At 35.7% G+C, this 12,888-nt stretch carries 10 protein-coding genes; 4 read left to right on the plus strand and 6 right to left on the minus strand.

Features of this window, described 5'->3' with window-relative positions; translation table 11 throughout:
• Positions 1-5: 5 nt before the first annotated feature.
• From EKM05_RS09910 to EKM05_RS09920, 3 genes are read left to right on the plus strand one after another with little or no spacing between them, the layout of a single operon-like run.
• A complete protein-coding gene (locus tag EKM05_RS09910) occupies positions 6-1,550 on the plus strand; it encodes a peptide MFS transporter (RefSeq protein ID WP_126554929.1) in 1,545 nt (514 codons plus the stop codon).
• 4 nt (positions 1,551-1,554) lie between these two features.
• Positions 1,555-3,360 (plus strand): peptide MFS transporter, encoded by a 1,806-nt coding sequence (locus EKM05_RS09915; protein ID WP_126554931.1) that lies wholly within the window; start codon positions 1,555-1,557, stop codon positions 3,358-3,360.
• Between the two features lie 44 nt (positions 3,361-3,404).
• Positions 3,405-3,863, plus strand: a complete 459-nt coding sequence (locus EKM05_RS09920) for a thioredoxin family protein (RefSeq protein ID WP_126554933.1) — start codon at positions 3,405-3,407, stop codon at positions 3,861-3,863.
• 4 nt (positions 3,864-3,867) lie between these two features.
• Here EKM05_RS09920 and EKM05_RS09925 read toward each other — a convergent pair whose 3' ends face one another.
• The 5 genes from EKM05_RS09925 to surE all read right to left on the minus strand — a co-directional run bounded on the left by EKM05_RS09925 (position 3,868) and on the right by surE (position 8,827).
• Positions 3,868-5,778 carry a ComEC/Rec2 family competence protein gene (locus EKM05_RS09925; RefSeq protein WP_233590900.1) on the minus strand — a complete coding sequence of 637 codons (1,911 nt, stop codon included), beginning with the start codon at positions 5,776-5,778 and terminating at the stop codon, positions 3,868-3,870.
• Between the two features lie 222 nt (positions 5,779-6,000).
• Positions 6,001-6,519: a C40 family peptidase gene (locus tag EKM05_RS09930; protein ID WP_126554935.1), complete on the minus strand. Its 519-nt coding sequence runs from the start codon at positions 6,517-6,519 to the stop codon at positions 6,001-6,003.
• Positions 6,520-6,568: 49 nt separating this feature from the next.
• Entirely contained in the window at positions 6,569-7,681 is a 1,113-nt protein-coding gene (lpxB, locus tag EKM05_RS09935; RefSeq protein WP_126457468.1) for a lipid-A-disaccharide synthase, read from the minus strand.
• A gap of 101 nt (positions 7,682-7,782) precedes the next feature.
• On the minus strand, positions 7,783-8,055 hold the full coding sequence (locus EKM05_RS09940) for a hypothetical protein (RefSeq protein ID WP_126554937.1): 273 nt from the start codon (positions 8,053-8,055) through the stop codon (positions 7,783-7,785).
• Positions 8,048-8,827: a 5'/3'-nucleotidase SurE gene (gene surE, locus EKM05_RS09945; protein ID WP_126457467.1), complete on the minus strand. Its 780-nt coding sequence runs from the start codon at positions 8,825-8,827 to the stop codon at positions 8,048-8,050. The genes EKM05_RS09940 and surE overlap by 8 nt, the downstream gene beginning before the upstream one ends.
• Before the next feature lie 206 nt (positions 8,828-9,033).
• Here surE and EKM05_RS09950 point away from each other — a divergent pair, with 206 nt between their 5' ends.
• Positions 9,034-11,292 (plus strand): carboxy terminal-processing peptidase, encoded by a 2,259-nt coding sequence (locus EKM05_RS09950; protein WP_126554939.1) that lies wholly within the window; start codon positions 9,034-9,036, stop codon positions 11,290-11,292.
• Positions 11,293-11,648: 356 nt separating this feature from the next.
• Here the strand turns inward: EKM05_RS09950 and rodA are convergent, their stop codons facing one another.
• The gene (rodA, locus tag EKM05_RS09955) at positions 11,649-12,884 is read right to left on the minus strand and encodes a rod shape-determining protein RodA (RefSeq protein ID WP_126457465.1); all 1,236 of its coding nucleotides are present in this window, start codon (positions 12,882-12,884) and stop codon (positions 11,649-11,651) included.
• Between the last annotated feature and the right edge of the window lie 4 nt (positions 12,885-12,888).

Below are 12,888 nucleotides of genomic sequence, written 5' to 3' on the forward strand. Positions count from 1 at the left end.
GCTTTATGACGAACGACGCATTGATTAAAAAAGATTTTTTTGGACATCCAAAAGCGCTTTTTATATTGTTTTTTACCGAAATGTGGGAGCGCTTCTCCTTTTATGGAATGAAAGCCTTGTTGATTTTTTATCTGACAAAGTACCATTTGTTTTCGGATACTTCGGGGAATTTATTAATTGGTAGTTACGCTGCTTTAGTGTATGCCGTTCCAGTGTTAGGAGGTTTTATTGCTGATAAATATCTGGGATTTAGAAAAGCCATTGTTTTTGGTGGGATTATGTTGGTGTTGGGTCATATAGGAATGGCTTATGAAGGAAATGCTGCCACACAATCCATTACCGGCGCAATTACACGGGACGAAACCGCCTTGCAAATATTTTACTTTTCATTGTCGTTAATCATTGTCGGGGTTGGTTTTCTTAAAGCCAATATCTCTTCATTAGTGGGAGAATTATATGAAAAAGGCGATAAACGAAGAGATTCTGGATTCACGTTGTTTTATATGGGAATCAACTTAGGATCTTTTATGGCTACGCTAATATGTGTTTGGTTGGGCGAAACGTACGGTTGGAGTTATGGTTTTGGTGCAGCTGGTGTCGGAATGTTTTTTGGATTAGTGACTTTTATTTCCGGCAGAAAATTATTGATGGGAAAAGGAGAATCAAACAACCCTTCTTTCCTAGAAAACAAATTGTTTGGATTTAAAAATGAGTGGTTGATTTATATTGGAAGTGTTTTGTCAACGGTATTGTTTTGGCAAATGGTCCAAAATCACGATGCAGTTTCATGGGCTTTAAAAATTGCGGGTGGAATTTCTTTTATTTATATTGTTTATTACGCAGCTACACAACTCGATGGTAAAGCACGTGATCAGTTGATTGCGTTAACTATTCTGATCGTATTTACTATTGTCTTCTGGGCATTGTTTGAACAAGCGTATACTTCCATGAATTTATTTGCTGACCGGATTTTAGACCGAACTATATTTGGTTATGAAGTTTCTGCCGGGCAGTTCTTAAGTTTTAATGCCTTGTTTATAATATTGCTAGCGCCTGTCTTTGCTTGGATTTGGCCGAAATTAGGGAAATACAATCCGAATACAGCTGTAAAATTTGCATTAGCATTAGCATTAGTAGGACTAGGCTTTGGAGCATTAGTGATGGGAATAAACCTTTCTGGTGCTGGAAAAGTAGCAGCGATTTGGCTAATATTGGCTTATTTTTTACATACTTGTGGAGAATTGAGTTTGTCACCAGTAGGACTTTCTGCGGTAACCAAATTATCTCCGGTAAAAATCGTTGGGTTTATGATGGGCGTTTGGTTTTTGGCAACAGCCAGTTCTGAATTTATTGCGTCTATTTTAGCAAATATTGCTTCGGTAGACACCTCAAATGGTACAGCACCTGATTTAAATTTAGCAAAGCAGAGTTATTTAGTGCTTTTTGAATATTTATTTTATACGGGTCTTGGTTTTGGGGTTGTTTTACTGCTGCTTTCACCAGTAATCAAAAAATTAATGCACGGAGTTGATAAGGAATTAAACAATTAATAGGATGAGTGAAAATACAACAGATCAATTTTTTAAGAATACCGTTTTAGGACATCCTGCGGGATTGTTCGTTTTGTTTTTCACAGAAATGTGGGAACGATTTTCATTCTACGGAATGCGTTCTTTGTTGATATTATTTTTAACCGCTTCCTTTACAGATGGTGGTTGGGAATGGACTCGCGAAAATGCTTCTGCCTTATTTGGATCCTATGTAGGATTGGTTTATTTGTCCACAATGTTAGGGGGGTATTTTGCGGATAAAGTAATTGGTTTTAGATGGGCTGTTGTTGTTGGGGCAAGCTTAATGACTTTAGGGCATGCTTCTATGGCTGTTGAAACAGAATTTTCTATTTATTTAGGATTAGTATTGTTGGTTTTTGGGAATGGTTTTTTTAAACCCAACATGACCTCTATCGTATCTGAAATGTACAAAGACCGTCCTGAAAAGAAAGATGGCGCGTATACTTTGTTTTATATGGGAGTTAATGCCGGAGCGTTCTTTGGGATTTTACTTTGCGGTTATTTAGGAGAAAAAGTGGGTTGGACTTACGGTTTTGGTTTAGCCGGAATTTTTATGTTCTTTGGAATGTTGCAGTTTTGGCTGTCTCAGGATATCTTTGGAGATATTGGTTTAAAACCAAATAAAGAAAGCAAAGCGAAAGCAGAAGCATTAGATACTGACAAAAGAAATCCTTTTTCGCCAATACAATTGGCAGCAATAGCCTTCTCTTCTATATTAGCATTATTATGGCTTATAAATGATCCTGCTTCAAAAATATCCGGGGGCAAAATAAATATTTTTTCTTTCTTAGGTCCTAATGGAAATGCGATTGCAATTGTTTCAGCTCTACTTGTATTTATTTTATTGTTAATCTATAGATTTACTCAATATTCTAAAATTACTAAAGAAAAATTAATAGCAGTTACCTTTTTTGCCTTTCTTACCATTTTCTTTTGGGCAATTTTTGAGCAGTCACCAAACAGTTTGACCATTTTTGCCAGTGATTATACGGATCGTGTTTTAACAGGCAATTGGAGTGTGGTGTTTTTAGTGATTAATTCGTTAATTACTATTTTACCGTTGGTTATTATTACCGGGGTTTTAATTTTATTATTTAAGCAAACATTTAAACTTTATGCTGTTGCAAATATGATCCTTAGTGTCAGTTTTATAATTATTTGGGGAATAGCACTATGGATGTTGACTAAAGATTATTACACTGCGGGTTATCTTACTTTATCAGATTCAACATTGCAAGCTTTGAAAATTGATAAAGTAACTACTGCATTGACAGAAGTTCCTGCCACTTGGTTTTCTACTTTAAACTCGTTATTCATTATCTCTTTGGCTCCATTGTTTTCAAAATGGTGGGAAAGTAAATACAATCCTTCTGCAAATTTAAAATACGGAATCGGAATGGCATTGCTAGCGCTTGGTATGGCTTGTGTCGCTTTTGGGGCAAGCGGAATCGAAGCGGGTGCAAAAACAGCTTCAGTAAGTATGATATGGTTGATTTTAGTCTATCTTTTCCATACAATGGCTGAGCTGTGTATCTCACCGGTAGGATTGTCGTATGTAAGTAAATTAGTTCCTGCCCGTATGATTGCCTTTATGTTTGGAGTTTGGTACTTAGCAGTAGCAATTGGTATGAAAGGTGCAGGTATGTTTGGTGAAAATATAGATAAAATCGCCAATGAACACGGATTGAGTTACTTCTTTTGGATGTTGACTATTATCTCTATTGTAGTTGCTTTGTTCTCTGTTTTGATGACTCCAATAATTAAGAAATTAATGCATGGTGTTCGATAAATTTTAGGCATCATTTTTGATTTGTCCACCGTAAAAAAATAGATATGAAGAAAGGTATAATAACGTTGTTATTGTTAGTTGGTTCATTTGCTTCTGAAGCACAAGAATTAGTGTGGGAGACTAATGTCAATAAGGCTCTTGAAGTTTCAGCCTTAACTAAAAAACCATTATTAATGTTTTTTACCGGAAGCGATTGGTGTGGTTGGTGCATCCGGTTACAAAAAGAGGTCTTGAAGACTCCTGAATTTGCAGCTTGGGCAAAAGAAAATGTCGTTTTGGTCGAATTAGATTATCCAAGACGAGTACCACAGACTGAAGAGGTAAAAAAGCAGAATAATGAATTACAACAAATTTTTGGCATACAAGGGTTTCCAACTATTATACTCGCAAATGGTACTACAAAAGAAGGGAAAGTCAATTTTGAAGGTATTGGCAGTACGGGGTATGTAGCCGGCGGTCCAGCAGCCTGGTTAGCAGTTGCAAATGGTTTTTTGAAAAAATAAAATATTAATTCAATTTATAAAATCCCTTTTCGCCTGTTGCGTGAAAAGGGATTTTCTGTTTCTCGCAACTGGCTTTCCATTGTTTTTGTATGGATTTAAAGTTGGACGCATCAGCCACAACTAATTTTGGCTTCATTATTTGGAGTAGGCGGTCCATATTTATTTTAGAGGATTGTGTCAATACAATAACATCCGGATTGATGTTTTTGGGATACACCCCGGAATGGTCTACAATAAATATTTTTTCGCCTTTAAAATACAGGAAATTTCGGAGTTCTTTTTTCTGTCGTAAAGTGCTCAGGTTTCCAATGCGATAGGATTTTATAAGACTGTTTTCTTGTGCCGTTTTTAAAAGACTGTCATTGGCGTAAACAATGATATTTGCTCCATTTCGTTCAGTGATCAAGGTATTCTTTCGGCTGTTGAAAACAATAAATTCCTGCTCGTTTTGCACGTTCCAATGGGTTGTAAAACAAGAAAATTGCACAACTATAATACAAGTTAAAGCGATTGCTAATTTGAGGAAAGTAGGTTTTTTAAACCAAATGATAAGGCTTATTAGAGCTAAATAACTACTGAGTAACAGGTATAAATTAAGCGGAATATCTTGAATTATAAACTGTTCTATCGAAGCTATTGCGTTGATAATCTTGTTTAAATAGTAAATACTGGTTTCCAGCAGGTGGGAGAGAAAAACCGAAATAAGGTCAAATGCGGCCAAAATCATTACCAAAACGCCTACTATCATTATGAAACTCAGTACTGGAATAATGATTAGATTGGTCACAAAAAATAAACCCGGAAACTGATGAAAATAATAAATACTCAGGGGTAAAGTACCTATTTGCGCCGCCAAGGAAACGGTGAGAATGTTCCAGACGTATTTTGAAGCTTTGTTTTCTGGTTGCCACACAGAGGCCAAAAGAGGTTGCAGCCAAATAATGAAAAACAAAGCAATGTAACTCAACTGAAAACCAACGTCAAATAGAAACGAAGGCTCAAAAAACAAAATCAATAACACAGAAACTAATAAAGTATGGTAAATATTGACGCTTCTGCGCAGATGATTCCCAATAGCCACAAAGGAAAACATAGTCACCGAGCGAACTACTGATGGTGCTAAACCTGCAATTATACCAAAAATAGACAAAGATGCCAGAATAAGGAGTAGTTTAAGGAACGAGCCCTTTTTTGTATTTGGAATAGGCTTTAGAATATAAGTTACAAAAAGCAAAATGAAGCCAATATGCAGTCCTGAAACGGATAAAATATGTACGGCTCCCGCATACTGGTAATCCCGTATGATATCAGGTGAAATATCTTGTTGTTGCCCCATGATCAGAGCAATGGCAACATTCAATTCCGTTTTATTGAAGTTGTTTTTTTCTAAATTCCGAATAATTCGCGTTCTCAATTTTGAAGAATAGTACCAGATATTTTTCGCTGTTTTATTTCCAATTTTTATTTCATCACCAGCAGCAAACAGTTGTGCATAGATTTGTTTGTTTTCAAGGTATTTGCCGTAGTCAAATTGATTCGGATTCATAGGTTGTTTATTCCTTGACAACGTGCCTTTGATTAGCAAAGGGGTTCCTGCTGCAAATACGGGGTTTAAATGATTTTTTTGAACGTTAAGGAGCAATCGGCCAGACTGTTCTTTTTCATTAATATGGTTGACAAGGACTATATAACGGTCGCTAAATAAGGAGCTTTTCAGCTTTTCTCTAACAACAACAGAAATAGAATGAGGCTGCTCAAAAGCATTTGTATTGTGGGTGTAGTTGTCCTTTTGAAAATAATCCGTGTGGGTTACTTGTGTAGTGGTTCCAATGATAAAAGACAAAAAATAAGTGGCAATACCAAAATAAGCGGTACGGGTGTTGCTTTTTTTGGATAAAAAAAAACAACACCCCAAAGAGACTCATAGCGGTTAAAAGTATAACAATGACTGCTGCTAATGGAGGATGCAGGTAAAAAGCGAAAAGAAGTCCTGAAACAAACCCAATTGTTATTCTTGCCAAAGGAAATTGTAGTACTTTCATGACTCTAAAGTACATATTTTTAGTACGTAACGAATTTATTTTTTTTAAAAACAGGTAGAAATAGAAACACAGGGATTAGTAATGAAGAACTCGAGCTATAAAATCCTGTTGAGTTGAGCAAATCTGGTTTTGTAATACACTTCTTTTGTGGAGGAAATCATAACGCCTCTTGAGGTCGACGCATGAATGAATTTTATCTCGTCTTCATTGACTTCAATGACTATTCCTACGTGGTTTATTTGTCGGTTTCTATTGGTTTTAAAGAATATCAGATCCCCTTTTTTAGCTTTTTCTTGTTCATGATCTAAAATAATACCGTGTTTTGATTGTTGAATCGAGGTGCGAGGTAGACTTATTTCATTTGAATCAAAGATGTTGACCATCAAGCCGGAACAGTCAAAACCTGATTTTGTTGTCCCGCCATACCTGTATTTCACCCCAATATTTTCAGCAGCGGCATCGATTAATTGTTCGACCAGACGTTGTGCTTTCCTTTTTTCGGATTGAATGGATTGCTTTTTTGGGTCTGCTTTTTTCGAGTTGGTTATCGGGGAAGTTGATTTACAAGCCGTAAAAAAGGTAAGAACCAATACAAGAAATAGAAAATGTTTCAAAAGAGTGTAATTTTTTTGTAAAGGGAGCTATTTATAAATAAGAGATAATCTACAGTAAATCAGACACGATGAGTTTTGCTGTTTTTTCACTAGCGCCAATGCCACCTAATTGCTGTTCTAATAACGCATATTTTTCTAAAAGAGTATTGCGGTGGTTGATTTCTAATATTTTTTTGAGTTCTTCTCGAATGCGTTTTGGATTGCATTGCTCTTGAATTAGTTCGGTCACCACCTCCTCATCCATAATTAAGTTGACTAATGAGATGTATTTCAGGGTAATAATTCGTTTAGCAATTTGGTAGGAAGCCCAGCTGCCTTTGTAGCAAACTACTTCCGGCACTTTGAAAAGCGCTGTTTCCAGTGTTGCCGTTCCTGAGGTTACTAATGCAGCTGTTGCATTACGCAGTAAATCATAGGTTTTATTAGAAATGAATTTAATGTTTTCTTGAGTGATGAATTCTTTATAGAAAGAAAATTCCTGACTTGGCGCCCCTGCAATCACGAACTGATAGTCTGGAAAATCATTTGCCACACTGAGCATGACTGATAGCATTTTAGTTATTTCCTGTTTTCGGCTACCGGGTAAAATTGCAATTATCGGTTTGTCGTTTAATTGGTTTTCTGTTCTAAAAAGGATTGAATCAACTTCGGGTTGGTTGTGGATGGCATCAATCAGTGGATGCCCGACAAATTCTACCGGAAAATGGTGTTTGTCTTCATAGAATTTTTTTTCGAAAGGCAAAATCACATACATTTTATCAATATCACGCTTGATAGCTGTAATTCTGCTTTCTTTCCAAGCCCAAATTTGTGGAGAAATGTAGTAGTGCGTTTTCATTCCTAACGCTTTTGCCCATTTTGCAATCCGTAAATTAAAACCAGGATAATCAATGAAAATAAGAATGTCCGGCTGAAATTCAAGAATGTCTTTTTTGCAGACTTTGATGTTGCTTAAAATAGTTTTCAAATTAAAAATTACCTCAATAAAGCCCATAAAAGCTAATTCTCGGTAATGTTTTACTAAGGTTCCGCCTGTTGTATTCATTAAATCGCCTCCCCAAAACCGAATGTCAGCTTTAGGATCTTTTTTATAAAGTGCTTTCATTAAATTGGAACCATGCAAATCGCCTGAAGCTTCCCCTGCTATAATGTAGTATTTCATGTTTGTTGGATTAGAAAGGTATAAATTCAGCATTTAAATTTATAAATTCAGGTCTGTTATAAATGGTATGTCAATTTACAAAGGTAAACTAATAAGCCTTCTTAAATAAACAAAGTGAGTACTGTCATTAGTATGATGGCCAATACGACACCACGCGCCATCATTTCTTTATTCATTTTTAGCAGAATGCCAAAGGCTATCAACGTAAGGATGGATCCCAGTGTGATGATTTTTCCTAAATTTCCCTGCGCTTTTATGATCTGAATTCCAATGATAAACTGGAAGTCAGTAAAAAAGGTAATAAAGAGATAGCAACCAACTAGTGTACTGAAAAATCCTATCAAAATTCCCCAGACTAAATCGTTCTTATTCATTCCATTTCCAGGTATTAAGTTGCTGTATGGCATGATGTGCTGTTAAGTCAAATTGAACTGGAACAACTGATATGTATCCATTTTCGAGCGCCCATTCGTCTGTGTCTTCGCCTTTGTCCTGATTGACAAATTCTCCTGCCAGCCAATAGTAATCCCTTCCTTGCGGTGTTTTTCTTTTATCAAATTTTTCTACCCAAAGTGCTTTGGCTTGACGACAAATACGGATTCCTTTGATGTCCTTTTCGTTTAATTTTGGGAAATTAACATTTAAAACGACCCCTTCTGGAAGTCCATTTTCTAAAACTTCTAAAGAGATTTTGCGTATAAAAGTTTTGATCGTTTCAAAATTGGCGTTCCAGTCATAATCTAAAAGAGAGAAGCCTATAGCTGGAATTCCCTCTATTCCTGCCTCGACTGCCGCACTCATGGTTCCGGAGTAAATTACATTTATGGATGAATTTGAACCATGATTGACACCGGAAACACATAAATCTGGTTTTCTTTTTAGGATTTCATTTACAGCCAGTTTCACACAGTCCACTGGAGTTCCGGAGCAGCTGTACTCTAAAAATGGATCACTATCTTTAGAGATTTTATTCAAATACAACATGCTGTTTATGGTAATGGCATGCCCCATGGCACTTTGTGGATTGTCAGGCGCAACCACGACGATTTCGCCTATTTCTGCCATAACGGCAATTAAGGCTCGAAGTCCCGGTGCCGAAATTCCGTCGTCATTCGTTATTAGAATTAAAGGTCTTGTTTTTTTCATTATACCTGTTTGTAAAAAGATTGATTATTTTTGATTTTCGGAGTATATGTAATCCCCCTGAATGAAATCACTAAACAAAATATAAAAATAGGTTATGTTGGTTGATTTAACTTAAAATAATAAAAACAATTTATATCTTTAACAAAAATTTATGGGGCTACTGCTGCGGTTGGCATAGTTTTTACCATAATTTAGATTAAAAATTCATGAATACAATTCTTAGCTTTATGAAAAGAAATTATAAAATCATACTTGTTGTTGTATGCCTTTCGTTAACATTGTTTGCTTTTAAATATAATGCATCAAAAGAGAACGACCCAGAAAAAGATAAATTACTCCTAGAGTTGTTGACTTTTGTAATCCAGAAAGGACATTACAATCCTGCCGATATTAACGATACTTTTTCAAAAGGAATCTATAAAGATTATATTGAGGCTTTAGATCCATCTAAACGTTTTTTCCTGCAATCCGATATCGATGAATTTTCGAAATTTGAGTTGTTGTTAGACGATCAGTTGTTGAATAAAGACTTGTCTTTTTTTAATCTTACCTATGATCGTTTGATGAAAAGAATGGAAGAGAGTAAAAAGATTTATAAGGATGTCTTGAGTGAGCCTTTTGATTATTCTGTCGATGAAAGCTTTAATATAGATTATGAAAAGGCTCCCTATGCTAAGAGTGCAAATGAATTAAAGGATAAATGGCGCAAGCAAATTAAATTATCAACTCTTTCTTCTCTAGTAGATCGTTTGGCTTTACAAGAAAACAAGACTAATGAGGCAAAACTGGATGCTGCAATACTGAAAAAAGAGGAAAAATTAAAAGAAGAACTTTCTAAAGAAACAGCAAAGGACAGCACGGTAACCCCAGATAAACCAAAGACTTTTGAAGAATTAGAAAAAGAAACCAGAAGAAATTCTGGAAAATCATTAGATGAATATTTTGGGTTTATAAAAGATTTGGATAGAAATGATTGGTTTTCTGTGTATATAAATTCTATTACGGCTCGTTTTGATCCGCACACGAATTATTTTGCTGCCGAAGAAAAAGAACGATTTGATGTAAGTATAAGCGGAAAGTTAGAGGGAATTGGTGCCCGTCTCCAAAAGAAAAATGATTTAACTGAGATTTCGGAACTTATTTCCGGTGGTCCCGCATGGAGAGGGAAACAACTGGAAGCAGGAGATTTAATAATGAAAGTAGGGCAGGGCTCCGGAGTTTCAGTTGATGTTGTTGGGATGCGGCTTGATGATGTGGTAAAGAAAATTAAAGGACCAAAAGGTTCGGAAGTCCGACTTACAGTTAAAAAAGTAGACGGAACAATCAAGATTATTTCTATTATCAGAGATATTGTTGAAATTGAGGAAACGTACGCCAAGTCAAGTATCGTGAATAAAAACGGGATGAAATATGGGATAATTTATTTGCCTAAATTCTATATTGATTTTGAAAATAAAGACGGTAGAGATGCCGGTAAAGATGTTGCTATTGAAGTCGAGCGACTGAAACAATCCGGTGTTGATGGAATTGTTCTTGATGTTCGCGATGACGGAGGCGGATCATTATCCACGGTTGTAGATATTGCAGGCTTATTTATTGAGCAGGGTCCCATTGTTCAAATTAAATCAGCAGGAAGAAAAAAAGAAGTGTTGTACGATCGAGATAAAAAAATAGAATGGGATGGCCCTTTAGTAATTATGGTGAATAGTTTTTCTGCCTCAGCTTCTGAGATCTTAGCAGCTGCAATTCAAGATTACAAAAGAGGAATTATAATTGGGAGCAAACAAACGTACGGTAAAGGAACCGTTCAAAATGTGATTGACCTGAACCAGTTTGTGCGCAGTAGCTCCGTTGGGGATTTAGGTGCTATTAAGACCACCACACAAAAATTTTATAGAATCAACGGTGGTTCTACTCAACTAGATGGGGTACGAAGTGACATCGTTATGCCGGATCGTTATGCCTACTTGAAAATGGGAGAGCGCGATATGGATAATGCAATGCCTTGGGACAAAATTGATCGGGCTGACTACAGTGTTTGGACTAATAATGACAACTTTAATCAGGCGATAACAAATAGCAAAAACCGTATTAGTAAAAATGCACAGTTTCAATTAATTGAAGAGAATGCGAAGTGGATTGATAGTAGAAGCGAGGAGAATGTGTATAGTTTGAATATTGATACATTTAAAATCGCACAATCTGAAATTGAAGAAAAAGCTAAAAAATACAAACCAATTGTAGATTACAAAAATCTACTTACGTTTACTTCACTGCCTCATGAAGCAGATGCAATTAATAAAGACGCTTCTTTAAAAGAAAAAAGAGAAAGATGGCATGAAGCTTTAGCAAAAGATATTTATGTTGAGGAAGCACTGAATGTATTAGAAGATTTGCAATCAAAAGCAATTTCTAAAAAAAGCATTCCTGTTAAAATTAAAAAAGATAAATTAGCGAAATCTTAGGTAGTTTTTCAGCAAGTTTCAGTCAATAATAATAGAAAAACCCTGTACATTCTTAAGAACGTACAGGGTTTTTCTATTTGGGTAATTGTTTTTTCGAGTTTTGTAACTCAGTGAAGGAGACTAGATAAGTAAATCAATGCTGTTTATCTATCAATTTAGTGTGCTAAAATGTTACTGAAAAAGACCGGATTTATTGCAAATTACCATCTGAATTTTGGTATTGACGTATAACTTTAGGATTCAATTCAATGTAACAATAAGATAAATATATTTATTGTTTAGGTCTTTGATTCAAAAACAAAGAGTAATAATCCATAGTGAGGTTCGTGGATTACTTTTGTCTTAAATTTGTCAAATTACCATTCATTTACTTTATTGGCATCCATTTTTATAAATATAAAAAGCAATATTGTAAAACCCCAAAGACCGGAACCTCCGTAGGAAAAGAAAGGTAAGGGTACGCCTATGGTGGGGAAAATACCGGCTACCATGGCTATGTTTACAAAGAAATGAGTAAAAAGTACGCCTGCAACACAGTAACCATATACTCTGCTAAACTTTGTTTTTTGTCTTTCGGCAAGGTATATTATTCGAAGAAGTAAACAGGCAAAAAGGGCGATTACAGCCAGAGAACCCAGAAATCCCCATTCTTCGCCTACAGTTGTGAAGATGTAATCCGTGTGTTGTTCCGGTACAAAACCACCTTTGGTTTGTGTTCCTTCTAGGAATCCCTTTCCAAACCAGCCTCCAGATCCTATGGCTATTTCGGATTGATTGGTGTTGTATCCAATTCCTTTGAGGTCAACAGTTTTTCCTAAAAGAATATTAAAACGATCTCGGTGATGTTGTTTGAACAGGTTGTCAAATACATAATCTACAGATAGCACAAATCCAGAAATCAGGGCAAAGATAATACTGCTCAAAACAATATTTCGGTCTGCCAGTCTTGATTTGAAATGAACCAATATTATAATTGCTAATCCAATAAGTATTACATATTCTGGTTCTAATAATAAGGTAAACACAAATAAAAGAATTGTAATAAATCCAGTCCAAACATACCAAGCCGGAAGTCCTTCACGATACAAAACAATGATGAATATGCTGTATATCAATGCGCTTCCAGGGTCTGGCTGAGGCAAAATGAGTAGCACAGGTAGGAAGATTATGGCAAGAGCCTGTATTTGTCTATTGACTTCTTTTAAATTAATTTGTGTGTCACTCAAATATTTGGCTAATGCTAATGAAGTGGCTGCTTTTGCAAATTCAGAAGGCTGGATCGTGAAGCTTCCAATAGCATACCAGCAACGTTGACCAGCAATTGTTTTGCCAAATAAAAACAGCCCGGCTAATGTGAGTAGTGATACTCCAAAGATGATACTCGCATATTTCTCATAAAATTTCCCGTCAACCGAGAGTATTATGAATATTAATGGAATGGTCAATACGATGAAGATCAGTTGTTTTTCATAGGTGTCTTGCATCGAAGACATAGAGGAGGAATAGATATTTAACCAGCCCAAAATAACTAATACCGCATAGATGATTATGCTTATCCAATCAATATTATTTGTGATACTTTGGTTTTTCATTACA

The organism is Flavobacterium sp. GSP27, assembly GCF_003970395.1.
Lineage (GTDB): Bacteria > Bacteroidota > Bacteroidia > Flavobacteriales > Flavobacteriaceae > Flavobacterium.